This is a genomic window from Embleya sp. NPDC050154, from assembly GCF_044460165.1.
Lineage (GTDB): Bacteria > Actinomycetota > Actinomycetes > Streptomycetales > Streptomycetaceae > Embleya.
The window spans coordinates 758989-774278 of record NZ_JBITJP010000001.1; the positions used below are offsets into that span (position 1 = coordinate 758989).

General features: G+C 70.8%; 14 protein-coding genes. 6 read left to right on the forward strand and 8 right to left on the reverse strand.

What is annotated here, in order from left to right:
* Window positions 1-163: 163 nt before the first annotated feature.
* The 5 genes from ACIBSV_RS03460 (at window position 164) to ACIBSV_RS03480 (ending at window position 4867) form a co-directional block, all read left to right on the forward strand.
* Window positions 164-1624, forward strand: a complete 1461-nt coding sequence (locus tag ACIBSV_RS03460; protein ID WP_395859219.1) for an aldehyde dehydrogenase — start codon at window positions 164-166, stop codon at window positions 1622-1624.
* Between the two features lie 2 nt (window positions 1625-1626).
* Window positions 1627-2544, forward strand: coding sequence for a catechol 1,2-dioxygenase (locus ACIBSV_RS03465; protein WP_395859220.1), 918 nt, complete (start codon window positions 1627-1629; stop codon window positions 2542-2544).
* On the forward strand, window positions 2541-3395 hold the full coding sequence (locus ACIBSV_RS03470; protein ID WP_395859221.1) for a fumarylacetoacetate hydrolase family protein: 855 nt from the start codon (window positions 2541-2543) through the stop codon (window positions 3393-3395). The genes ACIBSV_RS03465 and ACIBSV_RS03470 overlap by 4 nt, the downstream gene beginning before the upstream one ends.
* Window positions 3396-3490: 95 nt before the next feature.
* Window positions 3491-3679 carry a ferredoxin gene (locus ACIBSV_RS03475; RefSeq protein WP_395859222.1) on the forward strand — a complete coding sequence of 63 codons (189 nt, stop codon included), beginning with the start codon at window positions 3491-3493 and terminating at the stop codon, window positions 3677-3679.
* Between the two features lie 39 nt (window positions 3680-3718).
* Window positions 3719-4867, forward strand: a complete 1149-nt coding sequence (locus ACIBSV_RS03480) for an NAD(P)/FAD-dependent oxidoreductase (RefSeq protein ID WP_395859334.1) — start codon at window positions 3719-3721, stop codon at window positions 4865-4867.
* Between the two features lie 173 nt (window positions 4868-5040).
* On the opposite strand, the gene ACIBSV_RS03485 is transcribed toward ACIBSV_RS03480, so the two are convergent.
* From ACIBSV_RS03485 to ACIBSV_RS03515, 7 genes are all read right to left on the reverse strand, one after another.
* Window positions 5041-6291, reverse strand: a complete 1251-nt coding sequence (locus ACIBSV_RS03485) for an MFS transporter (protein WP_395859223.1) — start codon at window positions 6289-6291, stop codon at window positions 5041-5043.
* A 10-nt stretch (window positions 6292-6301) separates the two neighbouring features.
* A complete protein-coding gene (locus ACIBSV_RS03490) occupies window positions 6302-6871 on the reverse strand; it encodes a GNAT family N-acetyltransferase (protein ID WP_395859224.1) in 570 nt (189 codons plus the stop codon).
* A complete protein-coding gene (locus ACIBSV_RS03495) occupies window positions 6868-8091 on the reverse strand; it encodes a type III PLP-dependent enzyme (protein WP_395859225.1) in 1224 nt (407 codons plus the stop codon). The genes ACIBSV_RS03490 and ACIBSV_RS03495 overlap by 4 nt, the downstream gene beginning before the upstream one ends.
* Window positions 8092-8128: 37 nt before the next feature.
* Window positions 8129-9442, reverse strand: coding sequence for a DUF6271 family protein (locus ACIBSV_RS03500; RefSeq protein WP_395859226.1), 1314 nt, complete (start codon window positions 9440-9442; stop codon window positions 8129-8131).
* Window positions 9424-10491: a phytanoyl-CoA dioxygenase family protein gene (locus ACIBSV_RS03505; RefSeq protein WP_395859227.1), complete on the reverse strand. Its 1068-nt coding sequence runs from the start codon at window positions 10489-10491 to the stop codon at window positions 9424-9426. The genes ACIBSV_RS03500 and ACIBSV_RS03505 overlap by 19 nt, the downstream gene beginning before the upstream one ends.
* 1212 nt (window positions 10492-11703) lie before the next feature.
* Window positions 11704-12036, reverse strand: a complete 333-nt coding sequence (locus ACIBSV_RS03510; protein WP_395859228.1) for a hypothetical protein — start codon at window positions 12034-12036, stop codon at window positions 11704-11706.
* Window positions 12003-12395: a type 1 glutamine amidotransferase gene (locus tag ACIBSV_RS03515; RefSeq protein ID WP_395859229.1), complete on the reverse strand. Its 393-nt coding sequence runs from the start codon at window positions 12393-12395 to the stop codon at window positions 12003-12005. Before ACIBSV_RS03515 ends, ACIBSV_RS03510 begins: the two co-directional genes overlap by 34 nt.
* A gap of 329 nt (window positions 12396-12724) precedes the next feature.
* Here ACIBSV_RS03515 and ACIBSV_RS03520 point away from each other — a divergent pair, with 329 nt between their 5' ends.
* Window positions 12725-14434 carry an amidohydrolase gene (locus ACIBSV_RS03520; protein ID WP_395859230.1) on the forward strand — a complete coding sequence of 570 codons (1710 nt, stop codon included), beginning with the start codon at window positions 12725-12727 and terminating at the stop codon, window positions 14432-14434.
* A 274-nt stretch (window positions 14435-14708) separates the two neighbouring features.
* Here the strand turns inward: ACIBSV_RS03520 and ACIBSV_RS03525 are convergent, their stop codons facing one another.
* Window positions 14709-14912: a hypothetical protein gene (locus ACIBSV_RS03525; RefSeq protein WP_395859231.1), complete on the reverse strand. Its 204-nt coding sequence runs from the start codon at window positions 14910-14912 to the stop codon at window positions 14709-14711.
* Window positions 14913-15290 lie beyond the last annotated feature (378 nt).

Here is a 15290-nt window from a genome sequence, read left to right on the forward strand (position 1 = left end):
GGGAATGCGAGGCGGGCTCCGCGAGGCCCGAGTGCGGGAGCGCGGAGCCGGCTCTGCGGACTCGGGCCTCGGGGGCGCGGGGCGGGTCCGGGTGCACCCCTTGACCGCCCCGATCGCGAATGGCTAGATTGTTTGGGGTCAAACGACTTGGAGGGTTTTCCACATGACCGAGGTCACCGTTGCGGGCGTCCGCGTCGACACCCGGCACTGGATCGGTGGCGAGCGCGTCGGGTCTTCGGACACCTTCACCGACGTCTCGCCCATCGACGGCACCGTCATCGGCGAGATCGCCCGGGCCGGTCGCGCCGAGGCGGACGCCGCCGTCGCCGCCGCCCGCGCCGCGTTTCCGGCCTGGGCCGCGACCACGCCCGCCGAGCGCGCCCGCCTCCTGCACGCCATCGCCGACGGGGTCGAGGCCCGGCTCGCCGAGCTGGCGATCGTGGAGACCACCGACAACGGCGCGCTGCTGCGCTCGCACCTGCGCGGGGTGATGCCGCGCGTCGCGCACAACTTCCGCTTCTTCGCGGACTGGCTCAGCGGGCAGTTGCGCCACGACGACTTCGACACCCGGGGCCACGACAACCACGTCTCGTGGGACGCCGCCGGGCCGTGCGTACTGATCACGCCGTGGAACGCGCCACTGATGCTGGCCACCTGGAAGATCGCCCCGGCGCTCGCGGCGGGCAACACGGTCGTGCTCAAGGCCGCCGAGTGGACACCGCTGACCGCGTCGCTGCTCGCCGACATCACCGCCGAGGCGGGCCTGCCGGCAGGGGTGTTCAACGTGGTCCAGGGCTACGGCGAGGAAGTCGGCGCCGCGCTGACCGCCCACCCGGACGTGCGCCGGATCAGTTTCACCGGTTCGGTGCCCACCGCCCGCCACATCGGTGCCGCGGCCGCCGCCAATCTGACTCCGGTCGGTCTCGAACTGGGCGGCAAGTCACCGCTGTTGGTCTTCGCCGATGCCGACCTCGAGCTGGCCGTCGAACTCGCGGTCGAGCAGTACGACAACGCCGGCCAGGTCTGCCTGGCCGCCACCCGGCTGCTCGTGGACGCCTCGGTCGCCGCCGAGTTCACTACCCGCTTCCTGGCCAGGGCGCGCACCCTGGTCCAGGGCGACCCGCGCGACCCGGTCACCGACGTCGGCCCCAACATCCACGCCGAACACGTGGACCGGGTGGACGGCTTCGTCCGCCGCGCACTCGACGCCGGCGCCAAGGCCCTGCTCGGCGGGGGGCGCAACACCGAACTCGGCGGCCTGTACTACCGCCCCACCCTGCTCACCGACGTCGCCCAGGACGGCGAGATCGTGCAGGAGGAGGTCTTCGGCCCGGTATTGACCCTGCAGACCTTCACCACCGAGGCCGAGGCGATCAGGCTCGCCAACGACACCCGATTCGGGCTCGCGGCGACGCTGGTGACCGGAGATCGCGAGCGCGCGAAGCGGGTCGGCGCGGAACTCGTCGCCGGGACGTTGTGGGTCAACTGCTTCTTCGTCCGCGACCTGCGCGCCCCGTTCGGCGGCTCCCGGCAATCCGGCGTCGGCCGCGAGGGCGGCACCTGGAGCTTCGACTTCTACTGCGACGTCAAGAACACCGTCACCGCGCCGAACGGGTGGCACTGACCATGGGCGAGATCGTCGGTGCGGGCATCCTGGCCCACTCGCCCACCATCATGCTGCCGCGCGAGGTCCGCCACGAGCTCAACGAGGGCAGGGAGATCAGCCTGGTCCCGGCCCTGGCCGAGCTGCGTGCCGAGGTGTTCGAGCGGCTCGACTACGACACGGTCGTGGTCTTCGACTCGCACTGGGCGACCACCGTCGAGTACGTGATCGCCGCGCAACCGCACCGCAGCGGGCTGTACACCTCCGAGGAACTGCCGCGCGGCATGCGGCAGATCCCCTACGACTTCCCCGGCGATCCGGAACTGGCGCACGCCACCGCCGGCTTCGCCGACCGACACGGCACCTGGATCACCCCGATCGAGGACCCGTACCTGCCGATCCACTACGCCACCGTCAACCTGTGGCACCACCTCGGCGTGCCCGGCAAACGCTGGATGGGCATCGGTTGTTGCCAGACCGCGGACGTCGAGGACAACCTGCGGTTGGGGCGCGCGCTCGCCGACGGCATCGCGGCCACCGACCGCAAGGTGTTGCTGGTGGCCTCCGGCGCCTTCTCGCACACCTTCTGGAACCTGCGCGAACTGCGCGCGCACGAGGCGTCCGACCCGATCCACGTGCGCACACCGCAGGCCCGCGCCGCCGACGAACAGCGGATCGCCTGGATGGAACACGGCGACCACGCGAGCGTGCTCGCCGGCATGCCGGACTTCCTGCGGTACAAGCCCGAGGCCCGCTTCGGGCACTACCTGATGATGCTCGGCGCGCTCGGCGAGGAACGCTGCACCGCGCCCGGCCGGCTGGTCGGCGACTACGAGAACGCCACCGGCACCGGCCAGGCCCACGTCTGGTTCGACCGACCCCTCGACGGCTGGACCGCCTCCGCCGGTCCCACACCCACCAGCCAAGGACACACCACATGAGCCGCACCACCGAGTACCGCCGCATCCTGCTCGACGGCGCGATCGTCGAAGTCTTCCGCGACGGAGGCGAGTTGGTCGCCGCGGACGGCAGACGGACCAAGACCGCCGACGCCCGGCACCTGCCGCCGGTCGAGCCCGGCAAGATCATCGCCGTACACCTCAACCACCGCAGCCGGGTGGCCGAATTCGGCACCTCGCTGCCGTCCGCGCCGACCTACTTCCACAAGCCCACGTCGTCGCTGAACGCCCACGGCGGCGCGATCGTGCGCCCGGACGGCTGCAAATACCTCAACTACGAGGGCGAGATCGCCATCGTGATCGGCCGCACCTGCCGCAACATCGCCCCCGCCGACGCGGGCGCCTTCATCCGCGGCTACACCGTGGCCAACGACTACGGCCTGCACGACTTCCGGGACACCGACGCGGGTTCGATGTTGCGGGTCAAGGGCTCGGACACGCTGTGCCCGTTGGGCCCGGGCCTGGTCGAGGGCTGGGACTTCCGCGGCAAGGCGCTGCGCACCTACGTCAACGGCGAGGTGGTGCAGGAGGGTTCGACCGACGAGATGGAGTGGGACATGCACTACCTCGTCGCCGACATCGCCCGCACGATCACGCTCAGCCCCGGCGACGTGCTGCTGTCGGGTACGCCGGCCGGCTCGCGTCCGGTGCAACCGGGGGACGTCGTCGAGGTCGAGGCGGAAGGACTGGGCCGCCTCACCAACCACATCGTCGCCGGCCCGACCCCGATCCGTACCGACTGCGGCGCCCAGCCCACCGAGTCCGAAGAGGTGCTCTCCACCGCGCTGGGCGGCGACTGGGAGTTCCGCGGCATCCGGGCGCCTCGGCGCTGACCGCGATCGTGCCCGGGCATCTCCCGCGACCCGCCCGCGCACCGTTCCGCATCCCGCCATCCACCTCCGCACCGATCGCAGGAAGGGATTACACCGTGAAGGTCGTCGTCGACATGGACCGCTGTCAGGACCACGGGCAGTGCGTGTTCTCCGCGCCCGAGGTATTCCGGATCAACGCCGCCGGGCGACTGGAGTTCGTCGGCGAACCGGACGAGGCGCTGCGCGACGCGGTCGAAGAGGCCGCCGACGTGTGCCCGCTCCAGGCCATCACGATCGAGGACTGAACCGTGACCGCTGCCCGAGTCGTCGTGGTGGGCGCCTCCATGGGCGGTCTGCGGGCCGCCGAACAACTGCGCGCGGCCGGCTGGACCGGCGGGATCACCGTCGTCGGCGACGAGCCGCACATGCCGTACAACCGGCCGCCGCTGTCCAAGGACGCGCTCGCGGGCGGGGTCTCGCACGCCTCGCTCGCCTTTCGCCTGCGGGCGAGTTGCGCCGACGTGGACTGGTGGCTCGGCCGGGCCGCCGTCGCGGCCGACCTGACCACCCGGCGGATCCGGCTCGCGGACGGCGAGTGGTTGTCGTACGCGGGCCTCGTGGTGGCCACCGGCCTGCGTCCACGCCGGTTGACCTGTCCGGGGCCCCGGGACGGACGGCACGTCGTGCGCACGCTCGACGACGCGCGACACCTGCGCGCGGCACTCGGCCCGGGCCGCCGGGTGGTGGTCGTGGGCGCGGGCTTCATCGGCTGCGAGGTGGCCGCGACCGCGCGCTCGCTCGGCGCCGAGGTGACGGTGGTGGGCCCCGAGGCGGAGCCGATGTACCGCCCGCTCGGCGTCGAGTTGGGCGCGGCGCTGCGCAGGCGGCATCTCGCCCGCGGCGTGCGGTTCGAACTCGGCCGCACCGTACGCGAGTCGACCGGGGATCGGTACGTCGCCGGCGTGCTGCTGGACGACGGCCGGGAACTGCCCGCCGACGTCGTGGTCGAGGCCGTCGGCTCGATCCCGAACACCGAATGGCTGGCCGGAAACGGCCTCGATCTCGACGACGGGGTGCGCTGTGACGCGCTCCTGCGCGTCGAGTCCCGCCCCGACGTGGTCGCCGTGGGCGATGTGGCCCGGTTCGTCAATCCGCGCTACGACGACGTACCGCGCCGGGTCGAGCACTGGAGCATGCCCACCGACAGCGCCAAACGTGCGGCCCGCACGCTCGCCGCCCACCTGGCCCGCACGGACTGCGACCCGACGCCGTTCGCGCCGTTGCCGACGTTCTGGTCGGACCAGTACGACGAGCGCCTCCAGTCGTACGGCGCCCCGGGCCTGGCGGGCACGGACGTGCGCCTGCTGGAGGGCGATTGGGACGGGGATTGCGCGGTCGGCTATCACCGGGACGACGCGCTGGTCGGGGTGGTGGCGCTGGGCGGCAAGGCGGTCGCGCTGGCGACGAAGTACCGCCGGGAGCTGGTCGGTTGACCTACGCCCGGCGGCGCCGCACCCCATGCCGACCACGCGGCATCAAGCACCGGCGTCGGTCACCCGGCAGCAAGCGCCGGCATCAAGTACCGGCGCCGAGCGCCGACTTCAAACGCCGACTTCAAACGCCGACTTCAAACGCCGACTTCAAACGCCGACTTCAAACGCCGACTTCAGGCACCGGCGTCGGTCAACGGCTCGACGTCGGCGACCGGTTCGGCCGGCGCGACTGCCTTGGCGATCGGGTCCTTCTCACCCAGGTCGGTCCAGCGGATCCGCGTGGCGCACACCGAGACCAGCAGCGCCGAGGCGGCCACCGCGCCCATGCCCCACACCAGGCTGCTGCCGCTCGCGATGAAGCCGATCAGCGCCGGTCCGGCCAACAGGCCGGTGGTGCCCATCGCGGCGACCAGAGCCAGCGCGTCCGAGCCCGCCCGGGCCGCCGCGACGTACACGCACGGGGTCACCGCCGCGATGCCCAGGCCGACGCAGGCGAAGCCGATCAGCGCCGGCACCACGCCACCGACCAGCAGTGCGACCGCCAGCCCCACCCCGGCCAGCGCGCTGCCGACCCGGACGATCCGGCCGTCGCCCCACCGGCTGCGCCAGCCGTCGGCGAATACGCGGGCCAGCACCATCATCACCGAGACCACCGCGATGCCCAGCGGCGCCACCTCCGAGGCCGCGTGCGCGACGTCCTTCATGTAAAGCGCGGACCAGTCGTTCATCGCCCCCTCGGTCACCGTGCCGAACGCCATCGCGCAGCCCATCCAGATGGTGATCCGCGACGGCAGGGTCAACCCGCGCCCGCTCCGCTCCGGCGACTCCTGTGGCTCGGCGGACTTCTCCGCGGGTCGATCCTCGGTCAACAGGCCCGACCGGGCGAAGCCCAGGAGCAGCGACAGCAGCACGCAGGCCACCGCGAAGTGCGCGGTCAGGTTCGATGTCACCGCGTTCATCCCGGACGCCAGCAGCGCGGCGCACAACGAGCCGGCGCTGAACGTCGCGTGCAGTTGGGACATCGCGGTGCGCTGATGGGCGACTTCGAGCGCGGCGCCCTGCGCGTTCATGGCGACGTTGAGGCACCCGACGGCCACCCCGTCGCAGCAGATGATCACCAGGGCCACCGGATAGTTCGGTGCCGCGGCCAACGCGAGCAGGAGCAGGCCGAGCACCGAAGCGGACAACAGCGCGAGGAGTCGCGAGCCCAGGCGCTTGGTCAGGATCGCCACGAGCGGGAACGAGGCCGCCGCGCCCGCTCCGCACGCCATCAGCAGCAGGCCGACCTCGGCCTCGCTCAGGTCGAGCCCGGTCTTGAGCGCGGGCAGCCGCGAGGCCCAGGTGGCGTACTGGAGCCCGAGGAAGCAGAACAGGGCCGCGATCGCCACCTGGGCCCGGCGGAAGTCGTCGCGAACGCGAAACATGGGTATGCGCCTACTTCGTCGTGTGGGGACGATCCGCGGCGCGGACCATCGACGGGTGTTGCCTTCTCGATGCGGGGCCCGGGTGCACCGCCGTGGACATGTACACCGCGTGCGCGCCGTAACTCGCGGAAAGCGGGACGTCGGGAACGGCGGCGAAGCCGTTCGCCGCCCAGAACGCCTCGCTGCCGCGGACCGCGATCAGGGAGAGGCGTTCGTACCTCTTGGTCCGCGCCGTCGTCATCAGCCGGTCCAGCAGATCGCGCGCGAAGCCGTTGCCGCGATGACGCTCGGCGACGACGAGATCGTGCAGGTGCAGGTTGCGCGAGTGGAAGACCACGTCCTCCGCGCGGGACAGGTCCGGATACCGGAACATCGGGTACGGCAGGGCCAGCACGTAGCCCGCCGGTCGTCCTTCGACGTCCAGCACGAAGCACGTGGCCGGCGACGAGCGGGCGCGCGACTCCAGCGCGTGCCGCTCCTCGGACAGCGCGCCGTCGGCATACGTGGCGGCCTCCAGCGCGACGATGTGGTCCCAGTCGTCCTCGGTGATGTGTCGGATGCGTGCGCGTGGGCCCGTCACCGCAGACCTTCCAGGACCAGATCGGCGCGCCGGGGCGGATTCCGGCGCCGAACGTTGTCGCGATCGTCGGAGTCGCCGTCGGTCCACGTGTAGGGAAGCGGACCGAAACCGTTGAACCCCAGGGTGGTGTAACTGGTGACGTACGCGCCGCAGGAGACGATCCAGACCGGATCCCCCGAGGCGACCGACTCGGGCACCCGGGTGAGGTTGTCCCGGTGCGGGTAGGCGTCGTCGCTGTCGCAGGTGGGGCCCGCGACGACGGCCGGCACGAACTCCGCGTCGTCGTGCGTGGGAAAGACCAGTCGATACTGCAACTCGTCCATCTCGTAGAGGCCGTTGAACTTCCCGCAGCTCAGGTACAGCCAGTACTGGCGCTGTCCGTCGAGTTGTTCGCGCGCGGACAGCCGGGAGACCCGGGCCCGGATCGCGCCGTTGTCGGCGACGAAGTAGCGTCCGGGCTCCATCAGGAAGTCCAGCGGGGTCGCGGACACCTCGCGCAGGCGCGCGATGCCCTCGCGGATGACCGAGAACATCTTGTCCATCGGGGGGTGCAACGGCCGGCCGTGCCGGTCGAGGTAGCCCAGGGCCGGCAACCCGCCGCCGAGATTGACGTGGTCCGGGAATATCCCGCGCCGATTCAGGTTCGCGAGCACGACCGCGATCCGGTCGCAGGCGTCTCGCCAGGGCTCGGTGGTCATCTGTTGGGAACCGACGTGCACCGACAGGCCGGAGGGGATCAGGCCCAGCGCGTGGGCCTCCTCCATGACGAGCACCGCGTCGGCAGCGGAGCAGCCGAACTTGCGGCTGAGACCCCACAGGGCTCCCTCGCCGCTGGTGGCCAGTCGGCAGAAGACCCGGGCGCCGGGCGCGTGGGCGGCGACGGCCCGCACGTCCTCGAGGCTGTCGGTGGCGAAGTCCCGGACACCGAGCCGATATGCGTCGGCGATGTTCCGGTCGGACTTGATGGTGTTGCCGTAGTGGATGCGATCGATGGGTACGCCGGTGGCGATCGCCTGCTCGATCTCCCGCGGGCTTGCCGCGTCGAAGCCGGCGCCCTTGTCGGCCAGACAGGCGAGCACCTCGTCCACGGGGCAGGCCTTCATCGCGAATCGGACGGAGATGTCGGGCAACTCGCGCAGCAGGGAGTCGTATCGCTCTTCGATGCCGGCGAGGTCGAAGACGATTCGGTCGTCGGTGGAGGCCGCCAGGGCGGCGCGCATACGTGCGTTTACGTGCATGATGTCGGTCCGGGTCCCACTATCGGTGCGGTTCGTGGACGCTCGTGGCCTTGCTCGCGTGGATCAGCGCCGCCCATGCCTCGATCAGCAGCGCGAAGTCTTCGATGTCCGCCTGGGCCTCGTCGAGCAGTCGCGGGCCGCGCTCGGCCAGCGTGTCGGCGAACGCGGCGTATCGGCCGCCCAGCCTTCGGTAGGACCGGTCCAGACTGCGCAGCCGTCGCACATTCTCGGCGTGGTCCAACCGGGCGCTTTCGCGGGCGAGTTCGGCGATCGAGTCGGGACGGACGTGTCCCTCGGCGTCGAGGAGCGCGTCGCCCTTCGTCGCCATCCGGGCGTAGATGAAGTTGAAGTGCAGCATCGACAGGAAGAACTTCGTCAACCGGAGCTGGTAGGCGACGAACCCCGAGTCGGTTCGCCGTTCCGGCGTGTAGAAGTTCACGATGTGGCGGTTGTGCAGGACGCCCGGCAGCGCGGCGTCGTGCACCAGGTGCATGAGGAAGTAGTCGCTGCCGATGGTGTCGGTCGCCGGCGGCAGCGGAACCCGCTCGTACACCTGGTGGTGGAAGCCGATGTTGCACATGTCGATCCGCATCGGGTCGACGATGGTCAGCGTCGAGTGATCCCGGACGAACGGGGCGGTGCCGGCTCCGGTGAAGGATTCCGCGACCAGGGTGCGCTTTTGCTGCTCCGACCACTCGGGCGGGGCCCACAGGCCGACGATGTCGTGGTAGGCCACGGGGTCGATGCGCTGGATCTCGCCGATGTCGACGGAGAGTTCACCGACGAACGAACCGCCCGCCAGGACCACGGGCTTGTCCGCGTGTGCCGGATCCAGCGCGGTCTCGCTCACGCCGGACGCCGCGTCGCCGGCGCGCTTGCCGAGCGATGTCAGCTCGTGGTGGATGGGGAAGACCGGTTCCCCCTCGTGGGTCTGGTAGGTGCTGTCCGAGTCCCGGCGGTGGATCGACGCGCACCCGAGCGCGGCGGCGATCAGGAAGGCGCGGTTGGTGCAGGCGCCGTACGACACGGTGTTCGGCAACATCAGGTCCAGCAGCAGATCCGGTTTGCCGACGCCGGCGCGGTCGATCACCGCGCACAGGAAGTCGCGCTGCCGGGCCTCGTCGAGATGGTGCACGATCACGTTCGCCGACTCGGGCGACGCCTCGACGACTTGGGCGTGAGCCGCGTACGCCCGGGGGTCGGAAGAATCGAGAATCAGCAGGTGCACCTCGACGTCGAAGTGCTGTGCCGCATAGGCGGCTTCCTCGCCGATCGCGGAAATCGTGGCGGCGCACGCCCGGTTGGTGGGCAGGGTCAGGCAGATTTTGCGCATGCCGGCTCTCCGGTCGCCTGTTCGTTGTCGAGTCCGCTCCAGGACCGCAGTCCCAAAAGCTTCTCGCCGAGGTCGTCGAGGGTGGCGGTGCCGTAGCGCAACGATTCGTGCTTCGTCGCGTCGCCGACCAGTGTCTTGTTCCAGTCGGGTGTGCTCAGGTGCCGCCACGACTCGACCCGGGATCGACGCTGCTCGTGGTGGGACTCCAACGCGGGCATCATGGACAGGTACTGGACCGCTCGCACGCCGTTCACCGAGGTGTTTCGGGCCACGCCGTGGGCGAGCAGACCGTTCCAGATCAGCAGGTCGCCGGCTTCGAGTTCCGGTCGGATCACCGGGAACTCGGTGCGGTCGACGGCGGGTCGGATCGGGTCCCGATCCGCGGGCTGTCCGGCCTTCCACTCGCCGAAACGACGGAACAGCTCCGGAGAGCACTGGAATCCGCCGTGGTCGGGTCGGGTGTCGTCGAGCGCGATGATGCCCTGCACCCGCTGCGGCGGTATCTCCAGGGTGGTGTCCACGTCCCAGTGCAACTCGATGTCGAATCCCTGGTCCGTGGGCGCGATGAGGGCCCGATCGCGGTCCCGGATGTTGGGCGGGTTCAGATTGAGCCGATCCAGCGTCACCCACAACTCCTCGCAGTCCCACACGTCCACGAACGCGTCGTAGACGCGCCGGGTCTGCCTGCTGTCCCAGATGAGCTGGTGGTGGTAGGCCTCGACGAAGCCGTAGATGTGCAGTTCCCGGTCCAGGTCGGAGCGGAACTGCCGATCGTCGCGGTACCAGTCCTGCGGTCGGTCCGGGTCGAGCCCTTGGAAGTCCCACGCGAATTCCAGCAGGCGGGCCGCCGCGGCGGCCGGGATGGCCTCCTTGACCACGACGTATCCACAGGTCTGCCAGAAGTCGAAGTCCTCCTCGGACAACACCCGCAACGGCCTCGACTTCTTCAGATCACGCAGCGGTGTCGGCGCCAGGTACGTCTCACCGTCCGCGCTGTAGTAGGGGATATCCGAGGCTGCTCGATACGGATACGGGTCGGGCGTCGGCATCTGACCACTCCAGGGCTCGAAGTTCTTCCGTGTCTGAGCGAATCGACCGCTCTCGGCGGTGGTTCGGGCAGGGGGCATCGCGGCCCGTGCCGAGTACGACCTCGACGTGGTCGCCCTCGTCGTCCGGGCACGACAACGAGCGCCGAGCAGGCGGACGCGCCGGTCCGAGTACGGTGAGCGCAGCTGAGTCGCGGTCTGTGCAAGGGAGTTCGTCCCGGGCGGGCGCGGCCGAGGGCTGCGATCCCGACCGACGGGCGACTCGCCCCGGTCCGACCGAGGGCAGCACACACCGCAACCTCGGCGGGCCGCTCGTGCCGCGGGGAGTCGCCGGCTGTCGCCGGTCGCGGAACGAGCGTCGAGTGAGGCTGCCCGGGTGCTGTGAGAGCTCATCCGTACAGCGGTGAGGGCCGTCGCCCCGAGACGGTGGCGAACGACGGATCGCGATGCGTGGACCCTTCGGTGATCCCCGAGTCCCCCGACCCGCGGTGGAATCTCGCGAAGGGCTGAACGGGCTTTACGGCAAGCAGACTTGGTAAGAAAGCGCACCACCGCGCCCGGTCGGTCGCGCCGCGGAGGTCGTGGTTCTCCGCGATGACCGAGCCGGGATTCCTACCTCCTTGTACTCGGTGCCGCGCACAGGGCGCGCACACCCACAGCGGACGTACGGTCCCGGCCCGCGCTCGCTCGATCAGCGGGCGGCCATGCCGGAACACACACCTCTCCGATCCCCGCTCCACTAGGTTGGTCTAGACCAACTTTCAGTGTCAACCCCCACGTTGATCCTTTTTGCAACCGTCCGCGGACGCGCGGTGACGGACGCGGCGGGCCCGCGCGACGGGGTACGGTGGGCGTGCCCCGAAGTGTCGATCGGGCTTTCCGGGCAAGGCAGTTCGTAGTCGAACCCGGGATGAACGCGGCGGATTCCGCCGGTGTCGGCGGCTCGAACACCGGGTGTCCGGGGCATCGATCCGGTCCGCCGTGCTCCTCGCGCACGGATTCGCGGGCCGCGCCTATCCATCGGCGCGGCAGCGCGTGGCCGAGAGGCCCCGATGCGGCGGCGAGGCCCCCGCGATCCTCGCGAGGTGCCCTCGGATCCTCCGAAGCGGCAGCAGGAGGCACCGGGCCCGAACCGGCCCCTCGGTGCGCGTCTCGATCAGGGCACCCACCGAGGGCGGCCTTCCGAGGGCTCTCGGCCGGCGGGCCGGCCGCGGCTCAGAGCTTGGCCACGTCCGCCGGGAACGCGTCCGCCGGCGCGTCGGCCCGTTCCCGGCCGCCCGCCTCGATCCGGCGCAACTCCGCGACGTTCAAGCCCAGGTCCCGGGCCAGGGCATCACCGCCGCCGTCCAGCCAGGCGCCCACGGTGTCCGGGGTGACCTCGGGGTGGAACTGCACGCCGAGCGAGCGGCCCAGCACGTACGCCTGCGGTCCCGCCGGCGAGCGGGCCATCTCGCGCCCGTCGGGTGGGACGGTGAAGCGGTCGAAGTGCCAGTGGTACCACGGGCAGGCGGAGATCAGGTTCGCTCGTGCGATGAGACGGCGTGCCATCCGTGCTCGAACCTCGGCGCCGGCTCGGCGGTTCCGCCGAGCGCCGCGGCCGGCGCCTGGGCGCCGAAGCAGATGCCCAGGACGGGTACGTCCGCCCGGACCGCCTCGGCCGGCAGCGCGAGTTCGTCGCCGATCCAGGTGCCGATCGCCTCCGTGTCGTACGCCGACCACGGCGCGCCGAGCGACATGACGACGTCGAAGTCCGTCGGGTGGGGGAAGGCGACGCGCACATCGGGGGAGTGGAAGCGTTGCGCGGGGACGACGGCCACCTCGTACGGCGCGAATCCGCGTTCGGCCAGTCGCGCACCGACGTACCCGGCATGCGAGACGTGGTCGTGGCGAATGATCAAGGCGCGCACCGGAACCCGACCTTCCGTCGACACATCACGACAAACCGACCCCACATGATCCGAACAGGACCGAACTCCATCGAACCGAACCCAGTCGTTTCGATGCGTTCGGAGCCCGATCCCCTTCGGGGCTTATTTGAATCCAAACGATAGGTGGGTCGTCCGCCGATCGCAAGGCCGGGTCGTCGTTCGGTGGATCGTGCCCGCCCGGCTCCTCGTTCGGCGTCGAAGAATCCGCTCCCGGGTCTTGTGGTGGGTCGGGGTCCTCCATATCGTTTGGCCTCAAATAATATCGGATGTCGACTCCCCGGTGTGTCGTCGCAACCCAAGGAGCCCGGATGCCGGACCGCGCCGATCTCGTCCTGACCAACGGCCGCGTCCTCACCGTGGACGCCGAGTTCACCGTCGCCGAGGCACTCGCGGTACGCGCCGGCCGGATCGTCGCGGTCGGGTCGGCCGTCGAGATCCGGCCACTGATCGGCCCCGGGACCGAGGTGATCGATCTGGCCGGGCGTACCGCGCTGCCCGGGATCAACGACTCCCACCTGCACGCGTGCGCGTTCGGCGCCACCCGCCCGCCGCTCGCCGTCGACGTGTCGTACCCCGCCGTCGATTCGATCGCCGACATCGCGGTCGCCGTCGCCCGACACGCCGAGGCGCTACCGCCGGACGCGTGGGTGATCGGCAACGGCTGGGACATCGGCTACCTGGCGGAGTGCCGGGCGTCGAGCGCGTTTGACCCCCGATCCCCGCACCGCCGGGACCTGGACGCCGTGGTCGCCGATCGACCGGTCCTGCTCTACGAGTTCAGCGGGCACACCGCGTGGCTGAACACCCGCGCCCTCCAGGTCGCGGGCATCGACCGGAACACGATCGCGCCACCCGGCGGCATCATCGAGGTGGACGCCGCCGGCGAGCCCACCGGGCTGCTCCGAGAGGGCGCCCAGAACCTGGTCAACGCGGCCGTGCCGCCGATGACCCGGGCCGAACGCGAGCGGGCCGTTCGTGCGGCGGTCGCGATCTGCCACGCCGAGGGCATCACCAGCTTCACCGAACCGGGCCTGGGCCCCGGCGGCGGCTCGTTGTTCCTCGGTGCGGCCGGCCCGGAGACCCTCTCGGTCTACGCTGATCTGGCCCGCACCGGCGAACTCGACGCCAGGGTGAGCGTGTTGCTGCTCCCGCTGGCGATGGGCGAGGCAGCCGACATACTGCCCGAGCGCTTGGCCGAGCCGCTCCCGGACGGGATCGCCGACCTCGACCCCCGACTGCTGCGAATCCTGGGCGTCAAGGTCTTCGCCGACGGGATACCGCCGAGCCGTACCGCGTGGATGCGCGAGGAGTACGTCGGCGGCGGCAACGGCTGCCTGTGCATGCACGGCGACTCGGACACCCTGCGGGTGGACGAACTGCGCGCCATCGTCGGGCACGCGCACGCCGCCGGACATCAGATCGGTGTCCACGTCACCGGCGATCGGGCCATCGACGCGCTGGTCGAGGCGTTCGAGGAGGCCGCCCGCGCGCACCCGCGGCGGGACGAGCGCCACTACGTCATCCACGGCGACTTCTGCACGCCGCGCAGTCTGCGTACCCTCGCCGAGCACGGCTGGGGGGTGAACATGAACCCGGCGATCAAATGGACGATCGCCGACCTGATGGACGACGTGGTCGGCCCCGAGCGGTCCGCCTACCAGTGGCCGGTACGCAGCGCCGTGGACGCGGGCATCGCGGTCACCGCGAGCTCGGACGCGCCGATCACCCACCCCGACTGGCGCCGCGGCGTGTCCGCGATGATGCTGCGCGAATCGAAGGCGACCGGTCGGGCCAGCGGTCCCGAGCAGTGTGTGGACCTGGCCACGGCGGTGCGCGCGTACACGATCAACGCCGCGCGTCAGGACTTCGCCGAGGACTGGAAGGGCTCCCTCGAGCCGGGCAAGGTCGCCGACATCTGTGTCCTCGACGGCGACCTGACCATCACCGGCCCGCGCGAGATCGCCGATCTCCCGGTCGCGCTGACCATCTTCGACGGCCGGATCGTGTATGCCGCGTAGGTCGGCGTCGCCCCCGAGGAAGGAATGCCCATGCCCGCCCCACGCCTGATCCTGGTACTCGGCGAGAACTGGACGCCGACCGACCCGCGCGACCTGCCGGCTCTGCCGCGGATCGCGGTCGAGGCCGGAGTTCACGGCGGGCGTGGCCGCGCGCATTTCCGGTTCGGTGTACCGCGAGCTGACCGGCACGCCGCATACGCAGTCCCTGGAACGGCCCGACGCGGTCGGTGCCGCGCGAGGACCTCCTTCCGCGCTGCTGACGCGAGCCCCGCCGCTAGGGCTGGACCGCCAGGTGTGTCGGGGCGACCGGGACGTTGACGGTACGGGTGCCGCCGAGCAGGCCCCGCAGGGTGAAGGCGACCTCGACCTCACCGCCGAACAGCTTGGCCACCACGTAGCCCTCGGCGTCCGCGGGCACCACCTGCCGCAGGCCGCCGTCGAGCAGCCGGGTCGTCCTGACCTTCGTGCCGATCTCCATCGCGTTTCTCCCGCCGTCGGATCGAGGGGCGAACCCAGTACCCCGAAGCCCGGCGAAGAACACGGCGATTGCGCCGAACGGAGGGCCGAGGCGGGGACGGCGGCCGAGCGTGCGGTTCAGCGCGCCCGGCACCGCCGATCGGCACCGGCGGCAAGGCCGGGGAGGCGTTGCGCACCGCCACCGCCGACGGGGAGTTCGTGGTGGTGCTGCCGACCGCGGCGGGCATGATCGGCGCTCTGCTCGTCACCCTCGCCCTGCACCGGCCTCCCACCCCTCGAGAGCGCGGAGAGCACCGCCCCGATCCGCGAGGGGGTACGAAATGGCGGCAAGTTATGCGGAGTTCGTTGACTTTTATTCAAATCGAAGCCTACTCTCGGG